Origin of the sequence: Streptomyces noursei (genome assembly GCF_016917755.1) — a bacterium.
Lineage (GTDB): Bacteria > Actinomycetota > Actinomycetes > Streptomycetales > Streptomycetaceae > Streptomyces > Streptomyces yunnanensis.
The window spans coordinates 3,489,829-3,505,640 of sequence record NZ_CP070326.1 but is presented as its reverse complement, the minus strand read 5'-3'; the positions used below and the strand labels follow the sequence as shown (position 1 = coordinate 3,505,640).

General features: G+C 72.5%; 12 protein-coding genes. 4 read left to right on the top strand and 8 right to left on the bottom strand.

Going from position 1 to position 15,812, the window contains the following annotated elements; genetic code table 11:
• Positions 1 to 3: 3 nt before the first annotated feature.
• Complete coding sequence (locus JNO44_RS15490) at positions 4 to 1,026, top strand: aldo/keto reductase (protein ID WP_205364716.1); 1,023 nt, start codon at positions 4 to 6, stop codon at positions 1,024 to 1,026.
• A 78-nt stretch (positions 1,027 to 1,104) separates the two neighbouring features.
• On the opposite strand, the gene JNO44_RS15485 is transcribed toward JNO44_RS15490, so the two are convergent.
• The 7 genes from JNO44_RS15485 to JNO44_RS15455 all read right to left on the bottom strand — a co-directional run bounded on the left by JNO44_RS15485 (position 1,105) and on the right by JNO44_RS15455 (position 9,250).
• A complete protein-coding gene (locus tag JNO44_RS15485) occupies positions 1,105 to 2,427 on the bottom strand; it encodes an acyltransferase family protein (RefSeq protein WP_240167551.1) in 1,323 nt (440 codons plus the stop codon).
• A gap of 45 nt (positions 2,428 to 2,472) precedes the next feature.
• Positions 2,473 to 3,639, bottom strand: a complete 1,167-nt coding sequence (locus JNO44_RS15480; RefSeq protein WP_205364715.1) for an alpha/beta hydrolase — start codon at positions 3,637 to 3,639, stop codon at positions 2,473 to 2,475.
• Between the two features lie 218 nt (positions 3,640 to 3,857).
• Complete coding sequence (locus tag JNO44_RS15475) at positions 3,858 to 4,538, bottom strand: response regulator (protein WP_067351978.1); 681 nt, start codon at positions 4,536 to 4,538, stop codon at positions 3,858 to 3,860.
• Positions 4,535 to 5,950: a sensor histidine kinase gene (locus JNO44_RS15470; RefSeq protein ID WP_205364714.1), complete on the bottom strand. Its 1,416-nt coding sequence runs from the start codon at positions 5,948 to 5,950 to the stop codon at positions 4,535 to 4,537. Before JNO44_RS15470 ends, JNO44_RS15475 begins: the two co-directional genes overlap by 4 nt.
• 135 nt (positions 5,951 to 6,085) lie before the next feature.
• On the bottom strand, positions 6,086 to 6,964 hold the full coding sequence (locus JNO44_RS15465) for a DUF4429 domain-containing protein (protein ID WP_205364713.1): 879 nt from the start codon (positions 6,962 to 6,964) through the stop codon (positions 6,086 to 6,088).
• Between the two features lie 200 nt (positions 6,965 to 7,164).
• Complete coding sequence (locus JNO44_RS15460; protein ID WP_205364712.1) at positions 7,165 to 8,379, bottom strand: alpha/beta hydrolase; 1,215 nt, start codon at positions 8,377 to 8,379, stop codon at positions 7,165 to 7,167.
• A 172-nt stretch (positions 8,380 to 8,551) separates the two neighbouring features.
• Entirely contained in the window at positions 8,552 to 9,250 is a 699-nt protein-coding gene (locus JNO44_RS15455) for a TetR family transcriptional regulator (protein ID WP_205364710.1), read from the bottom strand.
• A gap of 115 nt (positions 9,251 to 9,365) precedes the next feature.
• On the opposite strand from JNO44_RS15455, the gene JNO44_RS15450 reads away from it, so the two are divergent.
• Complete coding sequence (locus JNO44_RS15450; RefSeq protein WP_205364708.1) at positions 9,366 to 10,967, top strand: MFS transporter; 1,602 nt, start codon at positions 9,366 to 9,368, stop codon at positions 10,965 to 10,967.
• 568 nt (positions 10,968 to 11,535) lie between these two features.
• Positions 11,536 to 11,958, top strand: coding sequence for a peptidase inhibitor family I36 protein (locus JNO44_RS15445; RefSeq protein ID WP_073442099.1), 423 nt, complete (start codon positions 11,536 to 11,538; stop codon positions 11,956 to 11,958).
• A 98-nt stretch (positions 11,959 to 12,056) separates the two neighbouring features.
• Here the strand turns inward: JNO44_RS15445 and aceE are convergent, their stop codons facing one another.
• Complete coding sequence (aceE, locus tag JNO44_RS15440; RefSeq protein WP_205364706.1) at positions 12,057 to 14,804, bottom strand: pyruvate dehydrogenase (acetyl-transferring), homodimeric type; 2,748 nt, start codon at positions 14,802 to 14,804, stop codon at positions 12,057 to 12,059.
• Between the two features lie 518 nt (positions 14,805 to 15,322).
• On the opposite strand from aceE, the gene JNO44_RS15435 reads away from it, so the two are divergent.
• Positions 15,323 to 15,745, top strand: a complete 423-nt coding sequence (locus tag JNO44_RS15435) for a DUF3052 domain-containing protein (RefSeq protein ID WP_039636896.1) — start codon at positions 15,323 to 15,325, stop codon at positions 15,743 to 15,745.
• Positions 15,746 to 15,812: the final 67 nt, after the last annotated feature.

The window sequence follows — 15,812 nt, the reverse complement described above, 5'->3', positions numbered from 1 at the left end:
TCCATGGCGAACGACACGAAGATCGGCACCGTCCAGCTGGGCACCGGCGGCCCGCGGGTCGGCGTCCAGGGCCTGGGCTGCATGGGGATGAGCTGGGCCTACGGCCCCACCGAGGACGTCGGCGAGGCGCGGGCCACCCTGGAGCGCGCCCTGGAACTGGGCATCACGCTCTACGACACCGCCGACGTCTACGGCGACGGGGAGAACGAGAAGTTCATCGCCCCCTTCGTCCAGGCGCACCGCGACGAGGTCGTCCTGGCCACCAAGTTCGCGCTGGGCCAGGACCCGAAGGACCCCACCAGGCGCGTCATCCGCAACGACCGCCCCTACATCCGCCAGGCCGTCGAGGCCAGCCTCCGGCGCCTCGGCGTCGAGCAGATCGACCTCTACTACATGCACCGCCGCGCCGTGGACGTCCCCGTCGAGGAGACGGTCGGCGCGATGGCCGAGCTGGTCGCCGAGGGCAAGGTGAAGTACCTGGGCCTGAGCGAGGTGACCGGTTCCGAGCTCCGCGCCGCCCAGGCCGTGCACCCGATCGCCGCGGTCCAGTCCGAGTGGTCGCTCTTCAGCCGCGACATCGAGTCGGGCGTGGTCCCGGTCGCCGCCGAGCTCGGCGTCGCCCTCGTCCCGTACTCGCCGCTCGGCCGCGGCTTCCTGACCGGCTCCTTCGTCCACGCCGACAAGGAGCTGGCCGCCGACGACTTCCGCCGCCAGCAGCCCCGCTTCACCGGCGACAACGCGGCGGCCAACGCGGCTCTCCTGGAGCCGGTCCGCACGGTCGCCGACGCACACGGCGCGACGCTCGGCCAGATCGCGCTCGCCTGGGTGCAGCAGCAGGCCGACGCGCGCGGGCTGGCGGTCGTCCCGATCCCCGGCACCCGCAGGCGCGGCCGGGTCGAGGAGAACGTCGGCGCGACCCGGATCCGGCTGACCGCGGAGCAACTGGCGCTGCTGGAGCCGATCGCGGGCAAGGTGGCCGGCGACCGCTACGCCGACATGCGGTTCACCTCGGCCGGACGGGAGTAGCCGCCGGCCGGCGGATGCGTCGCGGGGCGCCGGGGCAGGTGTCGTCCACCCGCCGTGGCGCCCCGGCGCCCGCACCGGCTACGCATAGCCCAGCGCGAACACCGCGAAGGCCGCCGCCAGTACCGCGGCACTCGTCCGCAGGGTCCGCCCGACGCCCGCCCAGGGCGCCTCGAAGCGGCGGGTGACCGCCCCGATGAGGACCAGCAGGACGGCGAGGACCGGCATCCAGGCCAGCCGCTCCGGGATCCAGACGACCGCGTCCGGCACGGTGGTCAGACCCGGTACGGCGCCCACGATCGACGCCGGCACGGCCGCCGCGAACATCGCCGTCTGGTGCCAGCACAGGATCGTCATCGCGGACAGGTTGATCACGACCACCGGCGCCCACAGGGCGGGCCGCCGCAGCAGCCCGGCCAGCTTGTCCCGGAGCAGCACCGCCGCCCCGGACTGGGCCGCGGCCAGTGCCAGGACCAGCAGCGACGGCGGATGGGAGTTGGTGCGGTCCTGGCCGGGGACGCCCACCATGCTCGCCGGGTAGTGGAAGAACACCAGCAGCGCGGCGAACAGCGCGGTGCCGCCCAGCAGCAGGCCCCAGGCGGCGCGCCGGCCGAGCCGCCGTTCGCCCCAGCAGACGCCGAGTTGGTAGGCGAACAGCCAGCCGGGCAGCAGGTTGAGCAGGCTCAGCCAGGACGGCACGGCCGCGGCGAACGGCCCGTAGCGCAGGAAGTCCACGGCGGCGACCGACGCCAGCAGCGGCGCCGCGCTCCACAGGCCCAGTCGCCGCGCGGCGACGGCGCAGTACGGGGTGAGCGCGGTGACCACCGCGTAGATGCCGACGAACCACAGCGGTTGGATGACCAGCGTCGCCCCCGTGCGCAGCGTCGCGGTGGGCACGCCCAGGCCGTGCAGCAGCGGGATCAGCGTGGCCCAGACGGCGGTCACGCCCAGCACCGGGCGGCCCAGGCGGGCGATCCTGCCGCCCAGCCACCGGGTGGTCGAGCCGCCCCGCGCGGCGGTCCGCCGCAGGGACAGCACCGAGGCGTGGCCGCCCACCAGGAAGAAGATGCCGAGCATCTGCAGCAGCCAGCTCGCCGGGGCGAGGAAGCCGAGCGCGGTCAGCGGGCTGGCGTTGTGCAGCGCGCCGTCGGCGTCCCGGGTGAAGCCGCCGAGCAGCCAGTGCCCGGTGGGGACGGCGAGCAGGGCGAGGGCGCGCAGTCCGTCGATGGCCCGGTCGCGGTCGGCCGGGGTGCGGGCGTCGACGGTGCGCACGGCGGCGCCGGCCCTGGCGCGGACGGCGCGGAGGGCGCGGACCGGGGCGGCGGGGCCGGCGGCCCGTCCGGCGGGCGGCCGGTGCGCGGTGGCGGTGGGGCTGGTGCGAGTGGGGTGGCTCTTGGTGGTCATGTGAGGGAGGCCCTTCGGGCGACGACGGGAAGGTGACGACACGACCTAGCGCACGTCGGCGCAGCGCCCCAGCGCGATCGCGGCGAAGTTGCGGAGGGAGTCGGTGCCGGGGGCGAGGTAGCCGGTGTGGCCCTGGGCCCGCTCGGCTGGCACCCGGCGGGCGCCGAACGCCGGATCGGTCGGGTCCGTGCCGTGCCCCAGGCCGAACAGCTCGACGTTCGGGACGTCGCCGATCCAGTCCGAGGCGTCCCGCGCCGCCCAGACCCGGGCCGTGGTGTGCAGCTCCGCGGTGCTGTCCCGGCGCATCCCGGGGGAGCCGAAGACGATGAGGTCGGCGAGCTGGCCGCGGCCGGTGTGCGGGACGGCCAGTCCGCAGACCACCGACCCGTAGCTGTGGCACAGCACGGCCGGGGCGGGGGTCCCGGTGGCGGCCAGGCCGGCCAGGAAGCGGGTCAGCCGGGGCGCGCCGGCCTCGGCCAGCCGGCCGGTGACGGCGTCCGGGCCGAGGCCGACCGGGGTGGTGTACCCGACCCAGGCGATCACCGCCGTCCGCACGCCGGGCGCCTCGGCGGCCATCTGCCGGCGCAGCGAGGTGGCCATCCCGGTCGGCGTGCCGTACGGGTCGGTGGCGCGGTCGAACGTGGTCAGGTCGATGTCCGAGCCCGGCACGATCACCGCGACGCGCTGCGCGGTCGCCAAGTCGCCGTGCACTTCTGCCACTTGGCCGCGTCCGCGCGGGTCGAAGGCGAGGATCCGGCGGCCGGGCGCGAGCAGCGCGGTGTAGTGCTCGGCCGTCTTCCTGGCCTGCCGGTGGTCCTGGAGGGTGCCCGCCGGGTCGGTGGCGCGGGCCAGCTCGCGGTCCCGTTCCGCGCGCAGGGCGCGGGCGTTGGCCTCGTAGCGCAGGGCGACCGGCGCGCCGTCGAGGTTGCCGACGGTCAGCGGGTGCCGGGCGGCGAGCGCCTGCCGCTGGGCGTCGGTCAGGCCGGCGAAGAACCGGGCGACGTCGGCGGGGGAGGCGCTCGCCGGGTCCGGCAGGCGCACCCCGAGCGAGTGGTCGGCGCGCCAGGCGGCGGCGCCGGGGGCCGGGCCGGTGACCGCGGTCTGCGCGGAACCGGCCGCCCAGCCGCCGGTCCCCGCGACGACGGCCAGCGCGAGGACGGCGGCGGCGAGCGTCCGCTTGCCGCGTCGGGCGGCGTTCCGCAGCACGGTCATGGTGGTCTCTCCCTCTTCCAGCGGTGTGGCGGAGGGAAAGGTAGAAAGCCGCTGCGTGACGCGGCGTCACACCGCGGAGCCAACTCCCGGGTGATACCGGGGTAGGGGGTCCCGACGGGCGGTCGTACCCCGGGAGGAGGAGTCGGGGGCTGCCCCCTCAGGGGTGGTGGGGCTATCCCGAAGACCGGGTGGGGACAACCCGAAACAGCGGTATCCGCTCACCGCTCGCCGGGCGAGACCAGCCCCGACTCATAGGCGAAGATCACCGCCTGGGCGCGGTCGCGCAGCTCCAACTTGGCCAGCACCCGGCCGATATGGGTCTTCACGGTCTGCTCGGCGAGGATCAGCCGCTCGGCGATCTCCTGATTGGACAGACCGCGGGCGATCAGCTCCAGCACCTCCGTCTCGCGCGGGGTGAGGCCGTTGAGCCGCAGCGCGGTGCGGTCCGTACGGGGCGCCGGCCGCTGGCGGGCGAAGTCGGCGATCAGCCGGCGGGTCACCGACGGCGCGAGCAGCGCCTCCCCGGCCGCCACCACCCGGACCGCGGAGATCAGGTCGGCCGGCGGCGCGTCCTTGAGCAGGAAACCGGACGCGCCCGCCCGCAGTGCCTCGTAGACGTAGTCGTCGACGTCGAACGTGGTCAGCATCAGCACCTTCGGGCGGTGGGTGACCCCGATCGGCGGGTGGAGCAGCTGACGGGCCGCCTCCAGCCCGTCCATCTCCGGCATCCGGACGTCCATCAGCACCACATCGGGGTGCACCTGCCGGCTCAGCCGGACGCCCTCGGCGCCGTCCGCAGCGTCGCCCACCACGTCGATGTCGCTCTGCGCGGCGAGCAGCGCGGCGAAACCCGCCCGCACCATGGCCTGGTCGTCGACGATGATCACGCGGGTCGTCATGGTGCGTCGGAGTCCTTCGTGGAGAGGGGGTCGGGCGGGGTGCGCGGTGCGGAGAGCGGGAGTTGGGCGGCGACCCGGAAGCCGCCGTCGGGCAGTGGGCCGGTGTCCAGCGTGCCATCCACCAGGCGCACCCGCTCCCGCATTCCCACCAGGCCGTGCCCGGTGCCGCTGGTCTCCAGCGGCGCGGTCACCGGCGGGGCGGGAGGTTCGTTGACCACCAGCACCGTCAGCCGCGCGCGGTCGGCGGTCACCGTCACCGACACCCGGGTCGATGCGCCCGGAGCGTGCCGCACCACATTGGCCAGCGCCTCCTGGACGATGCGGTACGCCGACAGGTCCACCGCCGGTTCGAGCGCCACCGGCTCCTCGGGCAGCGCCAACTCGACCGGCACACCGGCCCGTACGGTCGCCTCGACCAGCTTCGGCAGCTGGCCGATCCCGGGCTGCGGGGCCTTCTCCGGGGCGTCCTGCCGCTCGGTCTCCTCGCTGCGCAGCACCCCGAGCAGACGGCGCATCTCGGCCAGCGACTCGCGGGCGCTCGCCGCGATCGCCCCGAACTCCTCCTGGGCCTCCCGGGGTATCCCGCTGATGCGGTACGGAGCGCTGTCGGCCTGGACCGTGATCACCGACATGTGGTGGGCGACGACGTCGTGCAGTTCGCGGGCGATGCGGGCGCGCTCCTCCAGCAGGGTGCGGCGGGCCCGCTCGGCTTCGCTGATGGTCTCCTGCTCCAGCAACTTCCGCTGGGCGTCGCCCCGTTCCCGCAGGGCGGCGCCGAGCAGCAGCACCACGCCGGACAGCACGAACATCAGCACCCAGGAGCTCTCGCTGCGGTCGGGTGCGACCGTCTCGAAGAGGATCCCCGTCACCCCGGTCGTGAGCCAGACCGCGATCAGGGTGCGCCGCCGCTCGCGCACCGACAGCGCCAGCATCAGCGCGAGATAGCCGACGATCACCGTGGGCGGCCACGGCCACGGGCGGCCCGCGACACCGTCGACGCCGGTCAGCACCACCGCGCACACGACGTTCGCCCCGAACATCACCCACCACGCCTGCAGCGGCCGGGTCACCGCGAGCAGCAGCGGCACGCTCTGCGCGGTCGCCAGCGCGCCGGCGAGGCTGCCGGCCATGCCGTAGTCGTTGTGGAGGACATTGACCCCCGACGGCAGCAGGGACACCGCGAACGCGAACGCCACCGCGTACGGCAGGTTGCGCACCCAGCGGCGCTGGACGTTGCCGAACAGCGGGGTGCCGGGGCGGTTCGGGGTGCCGAGCTCGGTGGCGAGCACCCGCAGCGCGGGCCGCGCGGCCCCGGCCACCCGGCGGGCGACGCGCAGCGCGGACTCGCGGGTCGGCCGGCGCCCGTCGCCGCCGGTCGGCCCGTCTTCGGAGAGGAGAGATCGTTTGGACATCGCGGGATCAATGTAAGCGGACCGCACGCGGCCGGGCGTCATACCGTGGTGCGGGCTTCGGCCCCGTACCACGGTATGACGCCCGGCGCCGCTGCATCGGTGCCGCGGGCCGGCCGCCGGGGGAGCACCCGACGCTCACAGCTCCGCCAGCAACTCCGCCTTCTTCGTGCTGAATTCGACGTCCGTCAGCAGTCCCGCGTCGTGCAGCTCGCCGAGGTGCCGGATCCGGTCGGCGATGTCGGCCGGGTCCCGGCCGGTGCTGCCGGCGCGCCGCACCGGTGCCCGCTCCGGCCCGTCCGGCGCGGGCTCGGCGGCCCGCACGGCCTGGAGGACGGAGGCCGCGAACGGCAGGGACTCGTGGACCGGCCCGTAGCCGAGCCCGAAGACCACCGCGGCCGGGTCCTGGTCCGCCTCGCCCGAGGGCCGCTCGGGGGCGTCCCGCTCCAGCAGCCGCAAGTAGCCGTTGAGGATCTCCGGCGAGCGCCACTCCACCCCGGCCAGCTCGTCGATCGCGAAGGTCTGGTCGCCGCTCTTCCACTTCGCCGACGACGCGCCCGTCCAGAACCAGCGGAAGACCACCGACCGGCCGTCGAAGGACGCCTTGCCGTCGTACGCCTTGAAGTGCAGCGGGGGCGGGGGCGCGGCCACCAGGTGCCGCTCGGCCGGTTCCTTGGCGGCGGGGCCCAGCGTCGCGCGCAGCTCGTCGGCGTAGTACGAGGCCAGCGTCTCGCGGTCGGCCGGCAGCACCAGCCGGTAGGGGTCGGCGTCCTCCCTGAGCTGTCCGTTCGCCGCCTCCATCAGGGGGTCGGCGCCCTGCCGCGGCACGGCGCGCAGCACCACCGTGCCGCGCCTGCCCGCGGAGACCTCGACGGATCTCAGCGCCTCGTACGGAATGCGTCGCTCGCCGAGCGCCTGGAACAGCCTCGGCCTGCGGATCCCCCGTTCGAAGCGGATGAGTACGGAGTCCGAGTCGAACTCCCAGGCGGCGTGAAAACCGACTAGCACATCACCCATGCGGCTCATCGTATGCGGGTGGTTGCCCGCCCGTCCCCCTTCCGGACACCAGCGCTACGCGTGTCAAAAGGGCTCCCGGTCGCCCGGTCGTCGCCCTTGCCCTGTTCACGTCAGCCGGCGCGGGTGCGGTTCCCGCGGGTACGGCCCGTCCCCGGGCGCCGGGCCGTACCCGCGGGCGCCGGCGGTGGCGCGGCCGGCCGTCAGGCCAGGTCCGCGCTGCAGCGGGGGTCGCTGGCGGCGCAGTCCACCGACCCGAGGTCGCCCACCCCGACCAGGGCGAAGTTGCGCAGGCTCTGGGTGCCGGGCGCGAAGTAGCCGGCGTGGCCGGCCGCGCCCTGGGCGGAGAGGATCCGGGCGCCGAAGGACGGATCGACCGGGTCGGCACCGTGGCCGAGCCCGCCGACCTCCAGGTACGGCACGTCCTGGATCCAGTCGTCGGCGTCCCGCATCGCCCAGACCCGGGCGCGCGTGCCCAGGCCCGACAGGTTCCCGGCCCGCATGCCGGGGCTGCCGGCCACCGCGATGTCGGTGACGTCGTCGGGGAGGTCCCGGGCCGCGACCCCGCACACCACGGACCCGTAGCTGTGGCAGAACAGCGAGACGGAGTCGGTGGACGGCAGCGCGTCCACCAGGGAGCGCAGGCGGACGGCCCCGGCCCGGGCGAGCTGCCCGGTGGCCGCCTCGACGCCCAGTCCGGACGGCGTGGTGTAGTCGGCCCAGGCGATCACCGCTGTACGGGCGTCGGGGCGGGCCGCCCGCTCGGCTTCGTACAGGGACTTCGCCATGCCCACGGGGGCGGCCGTCGCCTTGGCGGTGCGCTCGAAGGTCGAGAGGTTGGTGTCCACGCCGGGGACCACCACGGAGACCCGGTCGGCGGTGGCGAGGTCGCCGAAGACCTCCGCGGCCCGGCCGTCGCCCGCCGGGTCGAACGCCAGGATCTGGCGGCCCGGGCTCATCAGGGATTCGAGGCGGTGCATCAGCCGGCTCGCCTCCTGGCGGCCGACGGGCGTGAGCCGGTGATCGTCCATGCGCCGCTTCTCGATCACGCGGGCGTCGTCGATCGCCATCTGGTTGGCGCGGTACCGGAGCGTGACGGGGGCGCCGCCCAGGTTGCCGACGACCAGCGGGTAGCGGTGCGCCAGCTGCGCGCGCTCGGCTCGGTCGAGGGAGGCGAAGAAGGCGCGGACGGTGGCCGGTGCGGCGTCGGGGTCGGGCAGCGGCCGTCCGTGGAACGTGGCGTGCCGCCAGGCGTTCTTCGCGGTGGCCAGGGGGTTGGCGTCCTCCTTGGTGCTTCTGATGGCCGTCCAGCCCGTGATGGCGAGCATCACGAACACCACCAGCAGGGCGAGCGCGGCACGCCAGACAGTGGACTGCAGGAAACCGGAGGAGGGAGCGAGGCCCGGGAAAGAAGTCACCGCGGGCCACCCTAGGAGACGAGGGAGGGTGCCCGCGGGCCCCCGTGAGGCATCTCACGTTTTGTGCAGGGTATTTGTGTCAAAACGGGCACATTGCATCGTTGTTCGATGCTCGGTTGTGCAGGCCCGATCTCATTGAGGCGTGAACCGATCACGCACCGGGCGGGGGGCGTTACGCCTGGTCGCGAGCGTGTTCATGCCCGGCGCGAGGGGTCCCCTTCCCCCGCCAGTCGGTCTCGATCGCCGGTCCGATGTGGTCCAGATAGGACTGGGTCACCTCGCGGATCGCCGCCACGCTGCAGTCGTGGCCCTCGCCCCACACCTTCCCGGCCACCCGCATCACGCCGCTGAACGCCGCGACCAGCACCCTCGGGCGCGGGTCGACGTCCACGTCCAGCCCCTCCCGCCGGGCGATCAACTGGGCGATCTGCTCCTCCAGTTCTGTGAAGCGCCGCAGGTGCGCGGCGACCAGCGCCGGAGTCGACTCGATCATCTGGAACGTGCGCATGTACAGATCCACCGGGATCACCGACGCGATGGCGTTGCCGATCTCGTCCCAGGCGGTCAGCACCGCACCGCGCAGGGCGGGCAGCGGCGGCTCGTCCGCCGGCCGGGCCCGGAGCTCCTCCAGGAAGCGCGCCTCGACCATGTCCTGGACGGCGAAGGTCACTTCCTGCTTGTTGCTGAAGTACCGGAAGAAGGTGCGCTGCGAGACGTCCACGGCCTCGGCGATCTCGTCGATCGTCGTGGCCTCGTAGCCCTGCTCCGTGAACAGCTCCAGTGCCGCGCGGATCAGGGCGTCGCGGGTGCGCTGCTTCTTGCGTTCGCGCAGCCCGCCGGGGGGAGTTGTCTGCGGCGTCGGGTCCGCCATCCTGCGCCGCCTTTCCGTGGAATTCTCGCTGCTCAGGATACCTGTGAGCTAAATGACAGTTACCGACTCATGAATTACTTTGTCAACTGTCAGTAGCTGACATTAGCCTCGAATCATGAGCTCTCAGACCCCGGTTGCCCACGCCGCACCGGAACTTCCCGTACCGGAGCCTCGCAAGGGGCTGCGGGGCCACCCCTGGTTGACGCTGTTCTCCGTCGCCATCGGCGTGATGATGGTGGCGCTCGACGGCACGATCGTCGCCATCGCCAACCCGGCCATCAAGCAGGATCTGGACGCGTCGCTCGCCGACGTGCAGTGGATCACCAACGGCTACATGCTCGCCCTGGCCGTCTCGCTGATCACGGCCGGCAAGCTCGGTGACCGCTTCGGTCACCGCCAGACCTTCCTGATCGGCATCACCGGCTTCGCCGTCGCCTCCGCCGCCATCGGGTTCTCCAGCCAGGTCGCACTGGTCATCGTCTTCCGCGTGCTGCAGGGGCTGTTCGGTGCGCTGCTGATGCCCGCCGCGCTGGGCCTGCTGCGTGCCACGTTCCCCGCCGAGAAGCTGAACATGGCCCTCGGCATCTGGGGCATGGTCATCGGTGCCTCCACCGCCGGCGGCCCGATAGTCGGCGGACTGCTGGTCGAGCACGTCAGCTGGCAGTCCGTCTTCTTCATCAACGTGCCGGTCGGCGCGCTGGCCCTGGTCCTCGGCCTGGTGATCCTCAAGGACCACCGCGCGGAGAACGCCCCCCGCTCCTTCGACATCCCCGGCATCGTGCTGCTGTCCGGCGCGATGTTCTGCCTGATCTGGCCGCTGATCAAGGCGACGGAGTGGGGCTGGGGCTCCATGACGACCTGGGGCTTCCTGATCGGCTCGGTCGTCCTCTTCGGGCTCTTCGCGGTCCTGGAGACCCGGGTGCGCGAGCCGCTCATCCCGCTGCGGATGTTCCGCTCCGTGCCGCTGACCGCGGGCACGATCCTGATGGTCCTGATGGCCTTCGCCTTCATGGGCGGCCTGTTCTTCGTGACGTTCTACCTCCAGAACGTCCACGGCATGTCCCCCGTCGACAGCGGACTGCACCTCCTCCCGCTGACCGGCATGATGATCGTCGGCTCGCCGCTCGCCGGCGCGCTGATCACCAGGTTCGGCCCGCGCATCCCGCTGGTCGGCGGCATGGTCGTCACCGCCGTCGCGATGTACGGCATGTCCGGGCTGGACGCCGGCACCACCACCGGCCCGATGTCCGTCTGGTTCGCCCTGCTCGGCCTGGGCCTCGCGCCCGTCATGGTCGGCGCCACCGAGGTCATCGTGGGCAACGCCCCGCTGGAGCTCTCCGGCGTCGCCGGGGGTCTCCAGCAGGCCGCGATGCAGGTCGGCGGCAGCCTCGGCACCGCCGTGCTCGGCGCGGTGATGGCCTCCCGCGTCGACCACGACCTTCCGGGCAAGTGGCAGGGCGCCGGCCTCCCGCCGCTGCGGCCCGAGCAGCTCTCCATGGCGTCCGACGCCGTCTCGGCGGGCCTCGCGCCGGTGCCGAAGGGCACCCCGAAGCTGTACGCCGAGAAGATCACCGCGGTCGCCCACGACACCTTCGTCTCCGGCATGGGCCTGGCCTTCACGGTCGCCTGCGGGGTGGCGGTGCTCGCCGCCGCCGTCGCGCTCTTCACCAAGCGCGGCGAGAACGCCGAGGCGGGCGCCGGCGTCGGCCACATCTGACCGTCGCTGCATCGACGCCCCGCGGCGTCACCCGGTCCGTCCCGCGGCGCGCGGCCGGCCGAGGCACCCCCTCGGTCGGCCGCGCGCCGTTGCGCGTACGGGAGCGAACACGGGGCCCGGCCCCCGCCCCTCCGCGTCAACCCGTCGCTCTTCTCCCGCGTCCGCCGGCAATCGCCGCACGCCAGACGGCAGTTGGCCACGGGCCGGCACGCCGTATCCCTCATCCGGATGAAGCGAGACGGGAACCACCGCCCCCGGTCCCCGCCTCCTGGGTGAGCGGCCTGCCCAACTCCCGTGCCGCGCCCGCGAGGAACGGTTTCCGCACCCCGCCTCGGCCGCCCGCGACGCGTCAACTCCCCGTGGCAGCACGCCGATTCACCCCCGACGGGTTATCCCCATACCTGATCCGGGTGGAGGAGCCGCCACGGCCTTGGCGGACGGCCCCGCTCCGCCGCACGCTCGATCCCGAACCCGCCGCGGGCACCCCGCCCGCAGCGGACGCCACCGCCGTGGCCCGCGCCGAGACCGCGCGGCCCGCCACGGCCACGACACGGGGGAGAGACTCCTTATGCGCATCCACGCGTCCCGCACGTTCCGCAGCACCGCGCTCGTCACCGGCCTCGCCGCACTGGCCGCGGCCCTGCTCACGCCGTCCGCCCTGGGCGCCCCGACCGCCCACGGGTCCGGCGGCGGCCACGCCCGGACCGCCGCCGGCAACTGCGCGGCCGGTCAACTGTGCCTCTGGCCGGGCACGGAGTTCGGCGGCCGGCGGCAGACCTACGAGCTGTCCGGCACCGACATCGAGAGCTGTGTGACCCTCCCCAAGGGGATGACCGCCGCCTCGCTCGCCAATCGCACCGGCCGCCCGGTCACCACCTACCAGAGCGCCGTCTGCGCCGAGACCGGCGAGTTCGACACCTACCCGGGCGGCGGCAGCTGGGTGCCCCGATCCCCCTACCAGGTAAGGGCGTTCAAGCTGTGGGAGCACTGAGCCGGTCGTCCGCGGCCAACGCACCGCGCCCCCCGACCGGCGGGCTTCGCCGGTCGGGGGGCGCGGGGGAGAGGGTGCGGCGGACGGCCGCGGGAAGGTCAGGCGTCGCCGCCGGCCTCACCCGCGTCGGCGGCCGCCACGTCCAGGAGCTGGTAGCGGTCGATGGCCTGCTTCAGCAGCGAGCGGTCGACCTTGCCCTCCTTGGCCAGCTCGGTGAGCACGCCGAGCACGATCGACTGGGTGTCGATGTGGAAGAAGCGGCGGGCGGCACCGCGGGTGTCCGCGAAGCCGAAGCCGTCGGCGCCCAGCGACTGGTACGTGCCGGGCACCCAGCGCGCGATCTGGTCCGGGACGGCACGCATCCAGTCCGAGACCGCGAGCGTCGGGCCCTCGGCGCCCTGGAGCTTCTGCGTCACGTACGGGACGCGCTGCTCCTCCTCCGGGTGGAGCAGGTTGTGCTCCTCGACCTCCACCGCCTCGCGGCGCAGCTCGTTCCAGGACGTCGCCGACCACACGTCGGCCCTGACGTTCCACTCGTCCGCGAGGATCTGCTGGGCCTCCAGGGCCCACGGCACGGCGACGCCCGAGGCGAGGATCTGGGCCGCGTGCTCGCCCTTGCCGCCCGGCTTGATCCGGTGCAGACCCTTGAGGATGCCCTCGACGTCGACGTCCTCCGGCTCGGCCGGGTGCACGATCGGCTCGTTGTAGACGGTCAGGTAGTAGAAGACGTCCTCGCCCGGCCGGCCGTCGGCGGTCTCGCCGTACATCCGCCGCAGACCGTCCTTGACGATGTGCGCGATCTCGTAGCCGTAGGCCGGGTCGTAGGCGACACAGGCCGGGTTGGTCGAGGCCAGCAGCTGGGAGTGGCCGTCGGCGTGCTGCAGACCCTCACCGGTCAGGGTGGTGCGACCGGCGGTCGCACCGAGCACGAAGCCGCGCGAGAGCTGGTCGGCCATCTGCCAGAACTGGTCGCCGGTCCGCTGGAACCCGAACATCGAGTAGAAGACGTAGACCGGGATCAGCGGCTCGCCGTGGGTGGCGTACGCCGAGCCGGCCGCGATCAGCGACGCGGTGCAGCCCGCCTCGGTGATGCCGTCGTGCAGCATCTGGCCGGTCGGCGACTCCTTGTAGGCCAGCAGGAGTTCGCGGTCCACCGACTCGTAGCTCTGGCCCAGCGGGTTGTAGATCTTGGCCGACGGGAAGAACGCATCCATGCCGAAGGTGCGGTACTCGTCCGGCGCGATCGGCACGAAGCGCTTGCCGATCTCCTTGTCCCGCATCAGGTCCTTCAGGATGCGGACGAACGCCATGGTCGTGGCGATCTTCTGCGCCCCGGAGCCCTTCTTGGCGGTGGCGTACGCCTTGTCGCCGGGCAGCGCCAGCGGCTTGGCGCGCACGACACGGGTCGGCACATAGCCGCCCAGCCCCTTGCGGCGGTCGTGCATGTACTGGATCTCTTCGGACTTCTCACCCGGGTGGTAGTACGGCGGCAGGCCGTCCTCCAGGTCCTTGTCCGGGATCGGCAGGTGCAGCCGGTCGCGGAAGCGCTTGAGGTCCTCGACCGTCAGCTTCTTCATCTGGTGCGTGGCGTTGCGGCCCTCGAAGTTCGGGCCGAGGGTCCAGCCCTTGACGGTCTGGGCCAGGATCACGGTCGGCTGGCCCTTGTGGGCCTTGGCCGCCGCGTACGCCGCGTAGATCTTCCGGTGGTCGTGGCCGCCGCGACCCAGGTGCAGGATCTGGTCGTCGGTCATGTTCTCGACCATCGCGTGCAGTCGGTGGTCGTCACCGAAGAAGTGCTGGCGGATGTACGCGCCGGTCTCGGTGGCGTAGGTCTGGAACTGGCCGTCGGGGGTGGTGTTGAGCTTGTTGACCAGGATGCCGTCGCGGTCCTGCGCCAGCAGCGGGTCCCAGCTGCGGTCCCACACCAGCTTGATGACGTTCCAGCCGGCGCCGCGGAACTGCGACTCCAGCTCCTGCATGATCTTGCCGTTGCCGCGGACCGGGCCGTCCAGCCGCTGGAGGTTGCAGTTGACGACGAAGGTCAGGTTGTCCAGGCCCTCACGGGCGGCGATGGACAGCTGGCCGAGCGACTCGGGCTCGTCCATCTCGCCGTCGCCGAGGAACGCCCAGACATGCGACTTGGAGGTGTCGGCGATGCCGCGGGCCTCCATGTAGCGGTTCATCCGGGCCTGGTAGATCGCGCCGAGCGGGCCGAGGCCCATCGAGACGGTCGGGAACTCCCAGAAGTCCGGCATCAGCCGCGGGTGCGGGTAGCTGGAGAGGCCGTTGGGCGCCTTGGACTTCTCCTGGCGGAAGGCGTCCAGCTGGGCCTCGCTGAGGCGGTCCAGCAGGTAGGCGCGGGCGTAGATGCCGGGGGAGGCGTGGCCCTGGAAGAAGACCTGGTCGCCGCCGTCGCCCTCGTCCTTGCCGCGGAAGAAGTGGTTGAAGCCCACGTCGTACAGCGAGGCGGAGGAGGCGAAGGTGGCGATGTGGCCGCCGACGCCGATGCCCGGGCGCTGGGCGCGCGAGACCATGACGGCGGCGTTCCACCGGGTCGCGTTGAGGACCTTGCGCTCGATCTCCTCGTTGCCCGGGAAGAACGGCTCGTCCTTGGTCGCGATGGTGTTGACGTAGTCCGTGCTCCGCATCTCGGGCACGGCCACACGCCGTTCACGGGCGCGCTCGATCAGCCGGAGCATGAGGTAGCGGGCGCGTTCCCGGCCTCGCTCGTCGACGGCCGCGTCGAGCGAGTCGAGCCATTCCTGGGTCTCTTCGGGATCGAAGTCCGGGACCTGGCTGGGAAGGCCGCCAATGATGATCGGGTTTCGATCGGATCCGGAAGCCACGCTGTTCCTTCGTGTTCGGTTCGTGTCGTGCTGCGCCTGCTGCTGCCGCTGCGCACGGGAACGAATGTTGTCTGGGCCTTGTGTCGCGCCGTCTTCCATCGTGTACCGAGCCACTGGGATACGTCACCTCTACCGATGGGTAACCACCCGCTGGGAGAGGGCGCTGAAGAGGGCCGATTCGTGTGGTCGGCCAAATCGCAACCATACGCCCATCTCGAAACGCCCCGGCGTGCGGCCGCGTAGCGGCTGGTGGGGGAGCGCGGATGCTCCGATACCCTGCGCGGGGGCCATTCCTTCCCGCGTACCCCATATACCCGGCACAATGCTGTGGTGCGTATCACTTCATGGTGTCCTGGTGAGGGGCGGGCCGCGACGGCGGGCCCGTCGATCGTCACCGTTTCGGCGGTCTCGATCGCCGGGTACTTGCGCGATCCGCCCGGCACGTGTGGACTACGCCCAATGCTCCGCGCACGCGCGGGGTTCCCGAGTATTTTCCGAAACATGACAGGAGGCAATCCGTGAGCGCGACCGCGGACCACGCGGAGGAGCGGACCAACCCTGCCACCAAGCTGGGGTTCGAGCCCGGACAGGTGGTCCAGGAGATCGGCTACGACGACGACGTCGAGCAGGAGCTCCGCGAAGGCATCGAGGCCATCATCGGCCAGGAACTCGAGGACGAGGACTACGACGATGTCGCTGATGTCGTCGTCCTGTGGTTCCGAGACGACGATGGTGATCTCACGGACGCGCTGGTGGACGCCATCGGTCTGATCGACGAAGGCGGCCAGATCTGGCTGCTGACGCCCAAGACGGGCCGCGACGGCTACATCGAGCCGAGCGACATCAACGAGGCCGCACAGACCTCGGGTCTGTCGCAGACCCGGAGCATCAACGCGGGCAAGGATTGGACCGGCAGCCGGCTGATCTCGCCCAAGCGCTGACCCTGCCGCGTCACCCGACGTCCTCGCCGAGCCCCTTCCGGAAGCGTTCCGGAAGGGGCTCGGCGCA